This window comes from Actinomadura gamaensis, assembly GCF_042652125.1.
Lineage (GTDB): Bacteria > Actinomycetota > Actinomycetes > Streptosporangiales > Streptosporangiaceae > Spirillospora > Spirillospora gamaensis.
This window is the reverse complement of the sequence record NZ_JBHSIT010000002.1, coordinates 413271-430694: the sequence shown is the minus strand read 5'-3', so window position 1 is coordinate 430694 and position 17424 is coordinate 413271. Positions and strand designations below refer to the sequence as shown.

Sequence of the window (17424 nt, the reverse complement as noted above, 5' to 3'; positions counted from 1 at the left end):
ACGTCAGTCGCGGAAGGTGACCTTGATCTTCGAGGCGAAGTCGGTCATGGTCGCGAACGCGTCCTCCTGCGACGTCCCGGTCGTGCCGAGGAAGCCGAGGATGGTGTTGCCGTTCGGCGGGCGCCGGATCAGGTCGCCCGGCCGGGCGGTGATCTTGAGCAGGAAGGCGCGGTCGGAGTCCGCCACCTCCGGCGGCACGTCCACCCGCTCGACCACGCCCTCGTCGCAGATCAGGCACATCGCGGTCACGTGCGTCCCGGTCGGCCGGAAGTGCCGGACGTCCGGCCGGACGCCGCGGCCGATGTCCACCACGGCCCTGATCGGGTCGTGCCCGGCGGAGATCCGCGCGATCATGTCCAGGCCGCCGCCGCCGACCCGGGCGGCGATCTCCAGGAGATGCGGCTCGCCCTTGTGGTAGCGCACCTCGGCGTGCATGACGCTGCGGTGCAGGCCCATCGCGTGCGCGCCAGCCCTGACGGCGGCCTGGACCTTGGCGACCTCCTCGGACGGCAGCGACGTCGGCGCGTGGTGCACGTCGTCGTCGAAGGTCTGCCCCTCGTCGGTGATGCGGTCCACGACCGAGCCGAGGTAGACCTCGTCGTCCCAGGCGACGGCCTCCATCAGGTACTCGCGGCCGTCCAGGAACGACTCGACCAGCAGGGCGTTCGGGCCGAGGTCCACGCCGTCGGCCTCGGAGTTCACCCAGAACAGGTTCTTCAGGCCCTCGGCGGCCTGCGCGTACCGGCGGGCCATCTCCTCCGGCGAGTCGACGCGGAACACCAGGTGGCTGCCCGCGCCGAGGGTCGGCTTGAGGATGACCGGGTAGCCGAACTCGGACGCCGCGGCGAGCGCCTCGTCCTCGCTCCGCACCAGCCGGTAGGACGGGATCGGCGCGCCCGCCCGCTCGTACGCCTGCCGCATCAGGTACTTGTTGCGGCTGCGGACGGCGGTCTCGACGCCGATGCCGGGCAGGCCGAGCGCCTCGGCGACCGCCGCGACCGTGATGACCGCGGACTCGGAGAAGGTGATGACCCCGTCGAACCGCTCCCGCTCGTGCCAGGCGCGCGCGGTCTCGACGATCTCGTCGATCTTCTTGCTGCCGACCAGGCGGTAGTGGTCGGCGGGCCAGAAGTCCTCGGTGCCCTCGCCGTTCAGGACGTACAGGTCGACGCCGAGGTCCTGCACCTGCCGGTAGCGGGAGTGGTAGTAGTTCAGGTACTGGCTGGTCTCGATCGTGAGCAGTTTCATGGCGGGCTCCTTCAGACCCCGGCGGGCGCGCGGCCGTCCGCCCCGGCGAGGGCGGCATCGGGCCGGGCCGAGTCGGGCAGCCTCGGCAGGACGAACGGGGAGATCTCGGTGGGCGGCTCGGCGGCGTCGGTGCGCAGGTCCACGCCGGCGGCGCGGGCCTCGGCGGCGACGTCGATGAGGATCGGCGCGGCGAAGGCGAGCAGCGTGCGCGCCTCCAGGAGCAGGTCGCCGGTGGAGGCCGTCCCGGCGGACGCGCTCGCGACGAGCCGGTCCAGGTGGATGAGCAGCGTCTCGGCGGCGCGGGCCGGGCTGAAGGACGCCAGGTCGTAGCAGGACCGGAAGCGGGCGGCCATGACCGCGGCGCGGGTCCGGCCCTCGCCCGACACCGGCCGCGGCCCGGGCTCGTCGGCGAGCGTCGCGGCGCGCAGGGCGTCCGCCAGCCGGTTCCACGGCCCGACCAGGCGGCGGCCGGTGGCCGCGCGCATCGCCTCGACGGTGAAGTCGGTGCGCTGGGTCTCGGGCGCGGTCAGCGACAGGTAGAACCGGACGAGGTCGCGCGGGACGTCCTCCAGCAGGTCGGCCGTCCAGACCAGGTGGCCGCGGCTGGTGGAGAACTTCTCGCCGCGCAGGTCGTAGAACTCGTTGACGACGTTGCTCTCCGGCAGCGCGTAGCGGTCGCCGTGCGCCATGAGCATGACCAGGTCGAGGAAGCCCCAGTGGTAGACGTTGTCGAAGCCGTGGAAGTACACGAGCTCCGGGTCGGCGCCGGCGCGCCAGTGCGCGTCGGTCTCGGCGGCGGGCTCGCCGTCGCGCCCGTTCGCCCACCAGGTGGCGTACATGACGGCCGGCATCGCCTCGACCCACGGGTAGAGGATCTGGCCGGGCGTCTCCGGGAAGGGCGCGGCGATCCCCCACGTGCCGGGGACGGTCACCGGGATCTCCGGCAGCGGCCCGGCGAGCAGCTCGCGCACCAGCCGCATCGCGTTCGGCCGCCAGCGGCCCTCGCGCTCGGCGTAGTAGGCGGTGAGCCGGTCCCGGTACTCCTCGGCGGGCAGCACGAGGATCTCCGCCTCCCGGACGGTGACCTCGGCGTCCGGGTCGGTGGTCGCGGCCGGCGCGAGCAGCTCGTCGTAGTTGTTGGGGTGCCCGCAGCCCTCGCAGACGCCACCCGCGCTGCCCGCCAGGCAGGACGGGCAGATCCCCTTCATCAGGCCGTCGTAGAGGTAGGTCCCGGTGGCCGGGACGTAGGGCAGCCGGACCGTCCGGCGGCGCAGCTTCCCATCCGCGTGCAGGCGGGTGAAGAAGTCGAGGACGGTGGCGCGGTAGCGGTCGTCCACCGGTGGCAGGCCGGCCATGGACAGGCCCATCGCGGTGATCGTCCGCTGGATCCGGGCGGTCGAGTCGGCGACCAGCTCGCGCGGCTCGACGCCGAGCCGGTGCGCGGTCGTCGGGACGTAGGTCTGGCTGTCGTCGGTGATCGTCGTGTAGACGACCGGACGGCCGGTGGCGGCGGCGTACCGGGCGTAGACGTCCCCGGCGAGGTAGGGGCCGGCCATGTGGCCGACGTGCAGGTCGCCGTTCGAGGTGGGCGTCGCGGCGATCACGATCACCGGACGGGCCGCGCCCGCGGCGGGCGTCCCGCTCACACCCCCTCCCGGTGCCGCGCGGCGAACCGCTCGGTCATGTCCAGGTCCCACCAGACCGCGTACATCGCGAAGGGCTCGGCGCCCTCGTTGACGACCTGGTGGCGGGTGCCCGGGGTGAAGTGGACGACGTCCCCGGCGCGGAACGGCTCGACGCGTCCCTCGCTGCGCAGCTCGGCCTCGCCGGTCATCGCGACCCAGATCTCGTACTCGTGGTGCTCGTGCGCGCCGGACGACGCGCCGGGCGGGACCACGCACCAGGAGCCCTCGAAGGGGGCGTTCAGCGCGGGCCAGGGCAGCAGCCGCTTGGCGTCCAGGCCGTTGTCGGGCCGGAGCTCGCCGGGCTGGAGCCGGTGGATGTCCATACCGCTGTCGGTCATGGGGGTCCTCCCGTTCACTTGGCGTTGAGCAGCAGCGCCGGCTCGGACGCGGCGGCGGTGGCGTCAGCGGCCGAGGCGGTGGCGGCCGGGGCGGCGACGGCGGGCTCGCGGTGCGCGAGCAGGTCGGCCACGATCTCCTGGGAGCGGACGGCGAGCACGCTCAGCAGCGAGTCGGCGATGCCGTGCGTGGCCTCGTTCACGCCCTGCAGGTAGCAGCCCGCGGTGTACTCCGGCGGCAGGTTCATCCGGTAGTTGCGGTCCACGGTCGCGCCGCCGACCCCGGCGGCGGCGGCCAGGTCCCGCGCCAGCCGCGGCATGGCCCGGTCGAAGCCGGTGCCGAGCAGCACCATGTCGCAGCGCAGCTCGCGGGTCCGGCGCTGCTTGCGGTCCAGCAGCGTCAGGACGACCTCGCCGTCCTCCATCCGGGCGCCCACGATCTCGGTCATGGTGATCATGTGCATCCGGTCGCCGCCGGTGAGCCGCTCCTGGTACATCTCCCGGTAGAGCGTGTCGAGCATGCCCGGCGCGAGCCCGGCGTAGTTGGTGCGGTGCATCTCGCGCAGCAGCTGCTCGCGCGCCTCGGGCAGCGCGTTGTGGAACTCGTCCACGAACGAGGAGTAGAACAGCTCGTTGGTGAACTTGCTGGACTCGTAGGCGTTCAGGCCGATCGAGCGCATCACCATCGTGACCTGCGCGTTCGGCAGGTTCTGGTAGGACGCCCAGTACATCTCGGCCGCGCTCTGCGCGCCGCCGACCACCACGATGCGGTGCTCGGCCGCCGGGTCCAGGTCCGCGATCCGGGCGCTGTACTCGGTGCTGTGCACGACCCGCTCGCGTGGCAGCGCGGCGACCTCGTCCGGGACGTGCGGGTCGCGGCCCGCGCCGATGACCAGGTCGCGGCAGAGGATCTCGCCGCCGTCCGCGGTGCGCACCAGCCAGCGGTGCACGCCGCCGTCCTGCTCGGGGACGGGCTCGACCGACACGCAGCGGCGGCCGAACTCGATCCGCACCCGCCGCAGGGACTCCCCCACCCAGCGCAGGTAGCCGGAGATCTCCATCCGGTACGGGGTGAAGCTGCCGAGGTTGACGAACTCGTCCAGCCGCCCGATCGAGTGCAGGTAGTTGACGAACGAGAACTCGCTGCGCGGGTTGCGGAGCGTGACCAGGTCCTTGAGGAAGGACACCTGGCTCTGGGTCCAGGGCAGCAGCATCCCGCGCTGCCAGACGATGTCGTCGTGCCGCTCGATGATCAGCGCCGAGTCCGCCAGGCCGGGCGCCGCCAGCTCCTCCAGCGCCACGGCGAGGGCGAGGTTGGCCGGCCCGGCGCCGATCGCGAGCAGTTCGACTTCCTGTCGTTCCATGGGATCCTCCTTGACTCCCGGAGCGGTGGCTCCGGACGCGCTGGTTCGGATGACGGGTCGGGTGACGGGGCCGGGGACGGGACGGGGGACGCCGCTCGGGCGGTTCACGCGCCGCCGGCCCGGACGGCGAGCCGCTCGTCCACCAGGTCCGCCATCTCCGCGGCGGTGCGCGCGGCGTGGAAGCGGCGCAGATCGAGGCTCACGCCGAACCTGCCCTCCAATTGCGCGAGCGCTTCGAGCGAGGCGATGCTGTCCCATTTACGGGCGGCCAGCACATCGTCGGGCGACAATTCTCCCGGTATTTCTCCGAGCACTTCCTCGATGATTTCCGTGACCGTTTCCACGGTGTTCGTGCCGTCCATTCAGGCGGCGCTCCCTTCGCGTGTCGAGCGGGTCGAGATCCAGGCGGGGGTGAGGTCGGGGGCGGCGGCGAGGTCCAGGACGAAGGGCCCCGCCTCGGCGTCCGCGCCGGGCGCGGGGACGAAGCCCGCGCGGGTCCACAGGTCGGCCGAGACGGCGTTGCGGTCGGAGCGGACGTACCGGCCCTCGATCCGCGCCGCGCCCGCCTCCCTCGCGCGGTCTGCGAGCCAGCCGAGCGCGGCCTGCTCGACGCCCCGGCCGAGGACGCGGCAGCTCATGACGAGGTTCAGCACCCGCCAGGTCTCCGGGCCGCGCTCGACCCAGAACGCGCCGACCACGCCCTCGTCGCCGAACCGGTCGGCGACCGCGATGGAGGCGACGACGTGGCCGCCGGACGCCGCCATCCGCGCGGTGGCGGCCTCGTCGAACCGCTCGCCGGTCAGGTTGAACTGGTTGGTGCGGGCGGCGAGCTGCGCGATCCGGCCGACGGTGAACTCGGTGGCGGGCGCGACGTCCACCCGGACGGCGAGCGCGTGCAGGAACTCCTCGGAGGTCCGGAACCCGGACGAGAAGTCCTGCCGCTCGGCGCGCTTGCGGTACAGCTCGGGCCGCTTGCGGTCGGTGTCGGTGAGGGCCGGGACGTCGAACCAGCCGTGCCGCAGCAGCGCGCCGGGCAGGCCGGCCGGGTCCCCGGCGGCCGACACGACCGCGACGTCCGGCAGCGCGTCGGCGACCTGGGCGCGTTCGAAGTCCGAGTCGTCCATGAAGACGAACGACCCGACCGCGAGGCCCAGGGACTCGGCGGCGCGGACGAGGTTCTCCGACTTGGCGCCCCAGTTGACCGCGCGGACCGAGAAGGCGTCCGCGCGCAGCGCCATCTCGGGGTGCCCGGCGAGCGCCTCGTCCACCGGGCCGGCGTCGTTCTTGCTGGCCAGCACCAGGACGACGCCCTGGTCGCGGAGCCGCCGCGCGGTGCGCTGGAGGTCGAGGTAGGCGTTGCCCGGGTAGAGGCCGCCGAGCTGGACGCCGCCCGCGCCGACCTCGCCGAGGACGCCGCCCCACAGCGTGTTGTCCAGGTCGAGGGCCAGCACCTTGCGGGACAGGCCCGCGCGCGCCTGGGCGACGCGGCGGATCTCGTTCGCGAGCACCAGCAGCGCGCCGTCGGTGTAGGGCAGGTCGCCGTAGCGGTGCAGGCGGGCGTCGCGGGCGGCGAACGGGCTGTCGGCGAGCGCGCCGGCCAGGTCCAGCGCGGCGATCTGCGGGCGGTCCGCCGCCAGCTTCAGCAGCTCGGCGTTGACGCGGTGCCAGAGGGCGGCGAAGCGGGCGCGGCCGTCCAGGCTGACGAAGGTGTCGCGCACCTCGGCGGGCAGCGGGACGGTGTGCAGGACGAGCGTGGCGGCCGTCCGGTCGGCGACGCCCTCGACCAGGCCGCGCAGCTCGCGCAGCCGGTGCTCGACGTGCTCCTCCAGCGCGAGCGGCTCGGCCGGGCTCCAGTCGCGCGGGAGCAGGAACCCGGCGTCGACCAGCAGCACCAGCAGGTCCGGGTCGGCGGGTCCGCCGGCGGCCCCGGTGGCCCCGGTGGCCCCGGTGGCCCCGGTGGCCCCGGTGGCGAGCGTGATCTCGAACGAGCCGTACTCGCCCTTGACGATGTCGGGCCGGAAGCCGGCGCCGACGAGCTGGGTGCGCAGCAGTTGCTCCAGCGGCCCGATGGTGCAGGTCGCGTGGATGGTGACGCGCACGTCGCGGAGCCCCGCGTCCGGCGCGTCCATCCGGGCGAGGACGCGTCCGGCGGTGCGGGCGGCGCTCGGGTCGGCGAGTTCGAGCAGGGCCCGGCGGGCGGCCGGGCCGGGCGCGTCACCGGCGCGGACGGTGCGGCGCAGCCCGTCGAGCAGCGCGGCGGCCGGATCGGCGGCGTTCGGGGAAGCGGCGGCGTTCGGGGAAGCGGCGGGGTCGGCGGCATTCGGGGAAGTGGCGGGGTCGGCGGCGCTCCGGGGAGCGGACGAGGTCTCGGTCATCTGCGTGTCCCTCAGCTCAGGCCCGGACCAGCGAGCAGTACCAGCGCATGCCGATGGAGATCCCGCCCAGCGCGACCAGGTCGCCCGGCCGGACCGAGCCCTTGGCGGTGAGCTCGCCGAGCGCGGTCAGCTGGTCGGCGGCGCCCATGTGGCCGTGCGCGCGGGCGGCGTCCAGATTGGTGCGCTCCAGCGGGACGTCCAGCAGCGGCGCGAGGTCGGTGATGCCGTCCGGGTCGTTGATGTAGACGTAGTGGGTCACCTCGTCGCGGGTGACCCCGGCGCGGCGGCAGGCGGCGTCCACGACCTCGACCGAGCGGTCCACCGCCGCCTGGGCGAAGGCCCGCAGCCTGGACGGGTCCTTGGCGAAGTGCGCCTGCACGCGCTCGTGCCCGGCGGGCGCGTCCTTCGCCGTCCAGCCCTCGGGCGGGACGGGGGCGACCGCGCCGCCGTAGTCGGTGCGGAACCAGTCGGTCAGGTCCGCGTCGATGATCTGCTCGGTGGCGAGCCAGCGGTTGCGCTCGTGGCCGCGGCGCAGCACGGCGGCGACCGCGCCGTCGCTGTGCACGGCGTTGTTGACGGTCATCCGGTTTCGGTGGAACTCGCTGACCCGGTTCACCGCGACGAACAGGACGGTGGAGAGCTCGGGCCGGATCGCGAGCAGTCCCGCGACGATGCCGAGCCCGGTCACCCCGGACGCGCAGCCCTCGTTCAGCAGCAGCGTCTCGACGTGGTCGGAGCCGAGCGCGCGGGCCAGCGCGGTCGAGGAGTCCCAGTGCGGGTAGTCGGGCAGCTCGGAGTGGGCCAGGACGAGCAGGTCCACGTCGCCGACCGCCAGGCCGCCGCGCTCCAGCGCGTCCCGGGCGGCGTCCGCGGCCAGGTCCACGGCGGTCACGCCGCCGGGGGCGCGATGGAAGGTGTGGTAGCCCCACCGCAGGATGCGTTCGGGGTCGGGCACGTAGGACGGGGCCGCCTCCTCGACGTCCTGGTCCTGCCCGAAGGCGTATCCGAATCCGGTGATCCCGAATTCCACGGGCGGTCGCGTCATCGCCATTGCCTCTCTGCGGGTCATAACAAATCGGCCTCTTCGTCGCGGCCTGGAAAAGCATCGCCCGGAGATCCCCGAAAGACAATGCGAAAAGGTGAACGGCGCTGTTCGACCGGCGCGGTGCCGCAGTTGAACACGGGAAAAGAAAAAATAATCCGGCCGCCCGGAAAAGGCGGCCGGATTCTGTTGACCCAGGGGTCAGCCTGTGAGCGCCCGAACGGCGGCGCGGGCGGCGGCGAGGACGGTCTTGGCAGCGCCGCCGCTGCCGCCGGTGAAGGTGAAGACGCCGCCGGCCACCGGACGCAGCTCCAGCCCCGGCGGGTCCAGGAAGCAGTCGAAGGAGGCGACGGTGCGTTCCGGCGCGACGGGCGTGCCGAGGAACCGCGCCGCGTCCTCCACGACCCGTGCCGCGAGCACCCGGTCCGGGACGGTCGCGTCGGGATCGACGTCCCAGCGGACGGTCGGCAGGCCGAGCAGGAGCCGTCCGGGGCCGTCCGGACGGCCGTAGAGCCCGCTCTCCTCGTCCACGAACGACGGGAGCGCGTCGCGGGCCGCGCGGCACAGCGTGTACTGGATCTGCCGCGTCCGGAACCCGCCGCCGGGCAGGCCGCTCGCGGCGAGCAGCCGTTCCGTCCAGGCTCCGGCCGCGACGACCACCGCGTCGAAGCCGCGCGCGGAACCGTCGGCGAGCTTCACCGACGGGCCGTCCCCGACGCGCGCCACCGGACCGGCGCGGACGGCGCCGCCGAGCTTGGCGAGATCTTCTAGCGCGGCGGTTCTCAGCGCGTCCGGCGACAGATGTCCCGCGCGCCGTTCAACGACGCCGGGCGCGCCGGCCGTCAGGCCGTGCAAGCCGTATTCGCGCGCGATCCGGCCGGCGTCGGTGAGTTCGGCCGCGCCGGGCAGCACCTCCTCGACGACCGCGAGCGAGGCGGCCAGGTCCGTGCCGGGCCGGGCGACGTAGACGGCGGCGTGCTCGCGGAACCGCGCCCGCTCGCGCAACCGCGCGTCCCCGCGCAGCTCCGCCAGGCTCTCCGCGGCCAGCCGGCTCGCCTCCGGATCGGTCTCGAACGCGCGAACCATCCCGCCGGACGCCGCGGACGCGTCGGCCCGTCCGGCGTCCGGCCCGGTGAACAGCTCCACCTCCGGACCGTCCCGCCGCTCCCGCAGGCGCAGCGCCAGCACCGCCCCGGCGACCCCGCCGCCGACGACGGCGATCCGTCCGCCGCCGCTCATCGGGTGTGGGCGGCGCGGGCCCTGACCACGCGGCGCAGGTCGTCGGTGTAGTCGGCGATGCGGCGGGTCAGGGTCGGCGAGAGGTCCGGGCGGGCCAGGGTGCGCTCGGCCAGCTCCAGCGTCGCGGGATCGGCGGCGAGGCGGGGGAAGAAAAACCGGAGCAGCAGGTCGAGGACCAGGTCGCCGCGCAGCCCGGCCGCGTCGGGCATCTCGGCGAAGAAGCGCTCGACGTAGGGGGCGGTCAGCTCGGTCTGCTCCGGCTGCCAGAAGCCCTCGCCGAGCGCCCAGAGGCGGTAGTTGGACAGCTCGGTGTCGGTGGTGATCGCCGTCCAGGCGCGGTCCTTGGCGGCGGGGTCGGGCAGCGCGGCGAGGCAGCGCGCGGCGGCCTGGTCGGCGTCCGCGCCGGGGGCGTCCGCCAGCGCCTTGGTGATCTCGCCTTCGTCCACGCCGCCGAGCGCGGCGAGCCGGTACCGGATGCGCCAGGCCAGGTCGGTGTCCACGGCGAGCCCGGCGGGCGGCGCGGCGCCGTCGAGCCAGCCGCGCAGCTCGGTGGTGTCGGCGCTGAAGTCGACCAGCGCGCGGAACAGCGTCAGCGCGCGCTCGTCGCCGGGCGCGGTGGCCGCCAGGCGGTCGCGCAGCGCGCCGGCGACCGCCGCCATCGCGGCGGGCCGCTCGGCGGGCGGCAGGAACCGGTCGGCGACGTCGCCGCGCGCCTGCTCCAGCACCTCGGCGAGGATGGACAGCTCCGGCTCGCCGGCGACCATCCGGCGGACGAGGCCCAGGTGCTCGGCGGCCGGGACGACGCCGTCCTGCACGCCGAGCAGCAGCGCGCACCACACCATCGCGCGGTTGATCGGCGCCAGTTCCGGCAGCAGCTCCGGCAGCGCCGCGCGGGACGCCGGATCGAACCGGATCTTGGCGTAGGCGAGGTCGCCGTCGTTGGGCAGCAGCAGCCGCGGGGCGGGCCGTCCGACCAGCTCCGGCAGGTCGGTGCGCTCGCCCTCGACCCGCACCCGGTGGACGGTCCGCTCGCCGTCGTCGCCGTACAGCCCGACGTCGAGGGTGTGCGTGCGCAGGACGGGATGGCGTTCGGGCGCGGTCTGCCGGATCGCGGCGGCGGCGATCCGGCCGTCCCGGACGGTCAGCTCGGCCGTGAGGGTGTCCACGTCGCACGTCCGGAACCAGGAGTCGGCCCAGCCGGACATGTCGGACCCGACCGAGTCGCTCAGCGCGGCGACGAAGTCGGCGAAGCTCGCCGTCCCGAAGCCGTGCCGGGAGAAGTAGGTGCGCAGCGCGGCGCGCAGCCGGTCGTCGCCGATGTGCGCGGCGAGCTGCCGGAACACCGAGTGGCCCTTGAAGTAGGAGATGCGGTCCAGCTCCAGCTGGACGGTCCGGACGTCCGGGCCCTCCAGGCAGACCGGGTGCGTGGACGGCCGCTGGTCGGGCACGTACGCCTGGCCCTTGCGGCGCGCGGCGAACGTGGTGGGCGGCCCGGGGAACCGGGTGGCCTCGGCGGTGAGCCGGTGCGCCATGTAGTCGGCGAGCGACTGGCCGAGCCACAGGTCGTCCCACCAGCGGTTGGTGACCAGGCCGGCGAGCCACATCAGCGAGATGCCGTGCGCGAGGACGACCGCCCGCGTCTCCCGCTCGCTCTCGGCGGCGGCGCTGCTGAACAGGTACTGCTCGCGGAGCAGGACGCAGCCCGGGTGGTCCAGCGACAGGACGCTGAACTCGGGGACGAACACCTGGTCGAGCTTGCCGAACGGGTAGTCGATGCCGAACATCTCGGCGCAGGCGTCCAGGACCTGCCCGGTGATCTCGAAGACCTCGGCGACGTCGGCGGCCAGCGCCGCCCGCTCGGACTCGCGGCAGTGGAAGCCGAGCTCGACCTCGCCGTGCCGGTGCGAGAACGCGGCGTACGGACCGGCGACCAGGGCGGTGAGGTAGGTGGCCTGCGCGGGCGACGGTCCGAGCGTCCAGGTGCCGGGGCCGGTGCGCTCGGCGGGGGTGTTGCCGAGGACGGTCCAGTCCTCCGGGCAGGTCACCTCGAAGGTGTAGGGGGCCTTCAGGTCGGGCTGGTCGAAGCACGCGAAGACCTTGGGCGCGTGGTCGAGGTAGACGAACGAGTAGACGTACACCCGGCCGTCGGCGGGGTCGGTGAACCGGTGCAGGCCCTCGCACTGCCGGGAGTAGGCCATGTCGGCCACCACGGTCAGCTCGTTGCCGGCGGCCAGGCCGGGCAGCGGCAGGCGGCCGTCGTCGAGCGAGCCGACCGGCAGGTCGCGGCCGTTCAGCGTCGCCGACAGCAGCGTCTCGGGCGCGACGTCGACAAAGGTCTCGGCGCCGGGTTCGGCGCCGAAACGCACGGTGGTGACCGAGCGAAAGGTCTCCCCCGTCCCGGTGAGATCGAGCCCTACCTGATAGGAGTGGACGTCCACAAGAGCGCCGCGCGTCCTGGCTTCGGCATGGGTGAGACTGGGCATCGGCATTCCTCCACTTCGACGAAAGAATGGTCGGAGACGGAGCGGGATAACGTCAACGAGCCATAAGAAACGCCCGCGTCCCGACAAATTCGCGACGCGGGCCCGCCACGTTTCGGCCGGCGGCTCAGGCGGTGGCCTGCCGGCGGTCCTCCAACTCCCGGGCGATCTCCCGCCAGTGCTCGGCGCAGACCAGCGCGAGCGCGGCGATCTCGTCCACCCAGTGCGGCGGCACCGACTCCACGATCCCGCGCAGCTCCTCGCCGCTGATCACCCGGCTGTCGAGCCACTGCAGGAACGCGCGGCCCGACTGGGCGTACCGCAGCGCCGGGTCCTGCCGGAGCTTCTGCCGCACGACCGGCCACTCCACCGACCACTCGGGGGCCCGCGCCGGGCGCGGCGCGACCGTCGCGCCGGCGTCGGTCCCGGCGTCGCCGCGCTGCCTGGGGGGCAGCGGATCCTCGCCGAGCCGCAGGCGTTCGCGGACGTCACGGGCGGTCGCCACGGAGATCCCCGCCTCCCGGGCGATCTCCCGCAGGGACGCCTCCGGGCGCGCGCGCACGATCTCGCTGGCGCGCAGCCGCCCCGCCGCGCCGTCCAGCGGACGCAGCCGCCCGTCCCGGCCCACCCGGGCGTTCGACTGCCGCACCGCGTCAGTCGAACGCCCGCGCACCAGCGCCACCCGGCGGGTGGAGACCCCGGCGGCCAGCGCGACCGCGCGGTCGGACCAGTCGGGGTGCGCGCGCAGGATGCGCAGCGCCGCGGCCTCCCGGTCCGCCGAGGTCAGCGGCAGGCCGTGCGCGATGTTCTCCCGGACCGCGAGCAGGAACGCCGCCTGCTCGGGGCCGTCGAAGAAGCGGGCCTCGATGGTCTCGTGGCCGCGGATGACCGCCGCGCGCAGCCGGTGCATGCCGTCGATGACCCGCATCGTCGGCCGGTGCACCAGGATCGGCGGCAGCGGCGTCTCCACGTCGGCCAGGGCCCGCGCGTGCTCCAGGTCCTCCCCCGCCAGCCTCGGCGAGTCGGCGGGGAGGAGCTTGTCGATCCGTACGGTGTGGACGGTCTGGTCGTCGAACGCCTGGGGAGCCCGGACCGCCGCTTCGGCCGTCCCGCGTTCAGGACTCACGACTCCGGGCCTCCCTGCTCAGGCGCTGCACCGATGGTTTGTCTCGTGTTCACTGCGTGCCATCTGTAAGAAGGCTCCCCGGGCATTACGTTCGACGCTCCCATCGCCTTTACCTGTGGACCTGATAAAGCCCGCGAGTACGGCCGTCGTGTTAACGATCTTTGGCCGCCCGACCACAGTTACACGTGAGACAATCCGGCGCAAGGGTTCATTGTCAACGCCCGGCGACTACATTTTTTTACCAGCTCCTTCACGGAGAGTTCGGGGAATTTCTGGCACAAGTCGCCGATGCGGACCCGGCGTCCCGGCCGTCCGACCGCGCGGTAGCCGCGACCACAGCCGACGCCCTTGCGGGTCTCGCGGCCGGCGTCGACTCACCGGGCGGATACAGAGCCGTAACCCGGCTCCGGGAAGCGCCGAAACCCGGGCGCGCCTGAGATCGGCTCGCCCGGGCCCCGGCTCGGGTGATTTTCCTTCGGCTCAGGCCCTGGTCGGCCGCCCTTCCAGCCGTCGCATGGCGGGCGCGACGAGCGCTCCGCGCGCGTTCTCGTAGGCGTGCCCGACGCGCAGCACGGTCTCGTCGTCGAAGCACCGGCCCACGAACATCAGGCCCACCGGAAGGCCCTCGGAGAAGCCGCACGGGACGCTCAGCGCCGGGTTCCCGGTCGCGTCGAACGGCATCGTGTTCCGGGCGCTGTCGAAGGCGAGGGACACCGCGGACGCCGTCCCGGACGCCCCGCCCACGGGGGCCTTCATCGGGACGGTCGGCAGCGCGAGCACGTCGAAACGTTCCAGGACCGTCTCGTACCTGCGCCGCAGCTCGCGGGCCAGCGCCTGCGCCTTCGCGTAGTAGTAGTGGCCGAAGCGCGCGGTGGCGTACGCGCCCGCGAGCGCGTGCACAACGGCGGCGGGCGGCAGCGCGTCCGGACGCGTCCAGCGGGCCCTGCGGTGGTGGCGGACCAGCTCGGGCTCGACGTGCCCGCCCCAGTTCGTCGCGGCGGCGTCGCCGCGCAGCGTCAGGTCGGTCATGCCCTGGTGCGCGACGGCGCTCCAGATGGCCGGGCCGTCGCGGTGCAGCGGCACCGACACCTCCTCCACCCGCGCGCCCGCGCGCGAGAGGCCGTCGAGGGCGTCGAGGACGGCGGCGTCCACGTCCGGCTCGGACACGCCGGGGATGTCGAAGCCTTCGCGCAGGACCGCGATCCGGGTGCCCCGCGCGTCGGCGTCGAGGTAGCGGCGGTAGCCGCGCATCCCGAGGTCCACCTGCTGGCGGGGGTCGAGGCCGTCCGCGCCCGCGAGGACCTCCAGCAGCAGCGCGCAGTCGGCGACGGCGCGCGCCATCGGCCCGAGGTGGTCCAGGGTGCGCTCGAACGGGAAGGCGCCGGTGAGCGGGACGAGCCCGTAGGTCGGCTTGTGCGCGACGCAGCCGCACCAGGCAGCCGGGACGCGCAGCTCGCCGCCGTGGTCGGTGCCGATTGCGAGGTCCGCCTGGCCCGTCGCGAGCACCACGGCGCTGCCGCCGGACGGTCCGCCCGCAAGCCGCGCCGGGTCGTGGGGGTTGCGCGGCCGGGGCACCGCGCCGGGAGCGCCGCCGCGCCCGGCGTCCGGGCCTGCGGCGCTCCTCGGCACGCCGTGGTCGTCCGGGACGCCGCAGCCGGTCGCACCGCAGCCTCCGGTGAGGCCGCCGTGCCCGTTCAGGGACTCCAAGCCGTTCAGGTCGCCCGGACCCGCGCGGCCCGAGGAGCCGGGGCCGGCGGTCCCGCCCACGCCGTCGTCCGCGGCGGCGGTCTTGCCGACGATCTCGGCCCCGGCCTCCAGCATCCGGGTGACGACCGTGGCGTCCTCGCCGGGCGCGAACCCGGACAGCAGCGGCGACCCGAGCCGCATCGGCAGGCCCGCGACGGCGATGTCGTCCTGCACCGCGACCCGGCGTCCGGCGAGGGGGCCGGCGCCGGAGTACCGCAGCGAGCAGCGCCAGGACCAGCCGTCGCGGGGGTCGGCGCGGCCCGCCGGGGGCGAGCCGGGGTCGCGCGGCCGGGGCCGCCACGGCGGCGGGGCCGGTTCCAGCTCGTCCAGCCGGGAGTAGGCGTCCAGGCGGCGGCGGACGAGCGGGGCGTACTCGGCGAGCTCGGCCCGGGTCAGGCCGAGGCCGAGGTCGGTGGCGAGCCGCTCCAGGTCGTCCGCGTCGGGGACGGCCCCGAAGGGTCGCTCGGAATCATTCACGGGATCTCCAGGCGGGGAAGGGGGTGTCAACGGCCCGTCACACCCACGACACTCCGCCGCGCTTCACCGGGGCAGGGGTTCCCGGCGGGCGGGAGACGGCGGGGCGGGGAGCGGGGCCGGGGGCGGTCAGAAGGCTCATGGAGATCAACGTGGACCGTCCGCCGCGTTCCGGCGAGGGGAGGTTCTGCCGCCTTTCGTCAAAATCCTGCCGTTCATCCCGCCGCGGGGTGATCGTCATACTGGACGAGCTCCACGAGCAGCCCCGCCGGACGCCGCGCGTAGAGGAACGCGACGCGCATGCCCGGCCGCGCGCCCGCGCAGGGCTCGCGGTCCACGGCCGTGAAGCCCTGCGCGCGCAGCTTGGCGAGGTCGGCCTCCAGGTCGTCCACGGTGAAGGCGAGGTGGTAGAGGCCGGGGCCCGGGTCGGCGAGCCGTCCGGCGACGGACGAGTCGTCCCCGGCCGGCGACACCAGCTCGACGGCGGGGTGGGCGGGCTCCCCGGGACGGTGCCAGAACTCGCACGCGACGCCGTACGCCTCGGCGACGCCCCGGTCGGAGGCCGCGAGGCCCAGCGCGGACAGGAACGGCGCGACGCCGTCCGGGTCGTCGGTCGCGAGGCCGATGTGGTCGATGCCGAGTATCACCGGGGGTCCTCCGTCTCGTCGAGGTCGTGCGGCGTGGGCTTGGGGCTGCGGGCGGTCAGGCGGTCTCGGCGGGTTGCGGCTCGGCCGTGCCGTCCGGTGCGGCGACGGGCGCGGCGGCCCGGCGGCGGCGCAGGTAGAGCAGGGACGCCCCGGTCACCACCAGCGGCCACAGCAGGTACCGGCCGGACATCAGCAGCAGCGCGGCGACCGAGACGAGCGCGACGGCCGCCGCGTACCACCCGGCGGTCCGGCGGGGCAGCAGCCGCAGCGCCGCCGCGACGCCGATCGCGTACACGGTGACGAACGAGCCGGTGGTGAGCAGGACGAGCGGCTTCGGCCCGACGTCGGTCGCGCCGACGGCCGCCAGGCACAGGAACGACAGCGCGGAGTTGGCGGCCAGGCTGCGCCGCGGCACCTCCCCCGCCACGCTGCCCCGGCCGAGCCAGGACGGCAGCGCGCCGTCCCGGCCGAGCGCCGAGCCGAGCTTGGCGGCCCCGGCGTAGTAGGCGTTCATCGCGCCGAGGGTGAGCAGCAGGGCGGCCCCGGCCGCGAGCCAGCGCGCGCCGCCGCCGAGCCCGCGCGCCATCAGCTCGCCGAGCGGCGCGGCCGAGTCGGCCGCGCCCGGCCCGAGCACGGCGATGATCGCGAAGGCGACCAGCAGGTAGAGCACCCCGACGATCCCGACCGCCGCGCCGGTCGCGCGGGGCAGGTCCCGCGCCGGACGGCGGAACTCGGCGGCCAGGTGCGTGATCGCCTCCCAGCCCGCGAAGCTCCACACCAGCAGCGCCGCCGCGGACCCGACCGCCGTCCAGCCGTGCGGGGCGAACGGCTCCAGGTTGCCGCTCCGGGCGTGCGGCAGCGACAGCGCGACCGAGACCAGCAGCAGGACGACCAGCAGCCCGGCGAGCGCGAACTGGAGCCGTCCGGACGCCTGGACGCCGACCGCGTTGGCGGCGGTGACGACGACCATGAGCAGCGCGGCGGTGAGCAGGACGGTCCCCCGCCCGCCGCCCGCGGCCTCGGCGACGTACGCGCCGCCGAACAGCGCCGCGGCGGCGGCGCCCGGCGGGACGGCGAAGTAGAAGCACCAGCCGACGACGGCGGCGGCGCGTCCGCCGAAGGCCAGCCGCGCGTAGGTGGACACGCCGCCCGCGTCGGGGTGGCGCGCGCCGAGCGCGGCGAACGTCGCGGCGAGCGGGGCGGACATCACGACCAGCAGCGCCCAGGCGAGCAGGGAGGCGGGTCCGGCCGCGCGGGCGGCGAGCGCGGGCAGCGCGATCACGCCGGTGCCGAGGACCGCGCCGACGTACATCGCGGTGCCCTGCCCGAGCGTGAGGCGTCCCGCATGAACCGCGCCGACCGCGCCACCCGCGCGGCCCGTGCCGCCCGCGCTGCCGGCGCCGTCCGCGGCGCGCGCGCCGTCCGCGCCGTCCGCGACGCTTGGGCCGACCGCGCCGACCGTGGCGCCCGCACCGGTCGCGACCGCGGCGACCGCGCCGGTCTCGCCCGTGACGCCCGCGGCGATTCCTCCCGCGGCGCCCGCGCCGCCGGTCTCCCCTTCGGCGCCGCCGGTGCCGGAGCCGTTCACTCGAGTGTCGTTCACAAGGTCCAAGCGTCGGTTGAACACCCCTTCGCCGCCAGCGACAGAAGCGACGGCGTGCGT

At 74.8% G+C, this 17424-nt stretch carries 13 protein-coding genes; all 13 read right to left on the bottom strand.

What is annotated here, in order from left to right:
* Positions 1–3: 3 nt before the first annotated feature.
* A complete protein-coding gene (locus ACFPCY_RS07820) occupies positions 4–1248 on the bottom strand; it encodes an ATP-grasp domain-containing protein (RefSeq protein ID WP_378252960.1) in 1245 nt (414 codons plus the stop codon).
* Between the two features lie 11 nt (positions 1249–1259).
* Positions 1260–2894 (bottom strand): class I tRNA ligase family protein, encoded by a 1635-nt coding sequence (locus ACFPCY_RS07815; RefSeq protein ID WP_378252959.1) that lies wholly within the window; start codon positions 2892–2894, stop codon positions 1260–1262.
* Complete coding sequence (locus tag ACFPCY_RS07810) at positions 2891–3271, bottom strand: cupin domain-containing protein (protein WP_378252958.1); 381 nt, start codon at positions 3269–3271, stop codon at positions 2891–2893. The genes ACFPCY_RS07815 and ACFPCY_RS07810 overlap by 4 nt, the downstream gene beginning before the upstream one ends.
* A 14-nt stretch (positions 3272–3285) precedes the next feature.
* Positions 3286–4632, bottom strand: a complete 1347-nt coding sequence (locus ACFPCY_RS07805) for a lysine N(6)-hydroxylase/L-ornithine N(5)-oxygenase family protein (RefSeq protein WP_378252957.1) — start codon at positions 4630–4632, stop codon at positions 3286–3288.
* Positions 4633–4736: 104 nt separating this feature from the next.
* Complete coding sequence (locus ACFPCY_RS07800) at positions 4737–4994, bottom strand: acyl carrier protein (protein WP_378252956.1); 258 nt, start codon at positions 4992–4994, stop codon at positions 4737–4739.
* A complete protein-coding gene (locus ACFPCY_RS07795) occupies positions 4995–7007 on the bottom strand; it encodes an HAD-IIIC family phosphatase (protein WP_378252955.1) in 2013 nt (670 codons plus the stop codon).
* A gap of 16 nt (positions 7008–7023) precedes the next feature.
* Complete coding sequence (locus tag ACFPCY_RS07790) at positions 7024–8052, bottom strand: 3-oxoacyl-[acyl-carrier-protein] synthase III C-terminal domain-containing protein (RefSeq protein ID WP_378252954.1); 1029 nt, start codon at positions 8050–8052, stop codon at positions 7024–7026.
* A gap of 198 nt (positions 8053–8250) precedes the next feature.
* Positions 8251–9288 (bottom strand): FAD-dependent oxidoreductase, encoded by a 1038-nt coding sequence (locus ACFPCY_RS07785; RefSeq protein WP_378252953.1) that lies wholly within the window; start codon positions 9286–9288, stop codon positions 8251–8253.
* On the bottom strand, positions 9285–11771 hold the full coding sequence (gene pepN, locus ACFPCY_RS07780) for an aminopeptidase N (RefSeq protein ID WP_378252952.1): 2487 nt from the start codon (positions 11769–11771) through the stop codon (positions 9285–9287). The genes ACFPCY_RS07785 and pepN overlap by 4 nt, the downstream gene beginning before the upstream one ends.
* A gap of 124 nt (positions 11772–11895) precedes the next feature.
* On the bottom strand, positions 11896–12894 hold the full coding sequence (locus ACFPCY_RS07775) for a ParB/RepB/Spo0J family partition protein (protein WP_378252951.1): 999 nt from the start codon (positions 12892–12894) through the stop codon (positions 11896–11898).
* A 480-nt stretch (positions 12895–13374) separates the two neighbouring features.
* Complete coding sequence (locus ACFPCY_RS07770; protein WP_378252950.1) at positions 13375–15117, bottom strand: amidase family protein; 1743 nt, start codon at positions 15115–15117, stop codon at positions 13375–13377.
* Positions 15118–15329: 212 nt separating this feature from the next.
* On the bottom strand, positions 15330–15761 hold the full coding sequence (locus ACFPCY_RS07765; RefSeq protein ID WP_378252949.1) for a VOC family protein: 432 nt from the start codon (positions 15759–15761) through the stop codon (positions 15330–15332).
* 55 nt (positions 15762–15816) lie between these two features.
* Positions 15817–17364: an APC family permease gene (locus ACFPCY_RS07760; protein ID WP_378252948.1), complete on the bottom strand. Its 1548-nt coding sequence runs from the start codon at positions 17362–17364 to the stop codon at positions 15817–15819.
* Between the last annotated feature and the right edge of the window lie 60 nt (positions 17365–17424).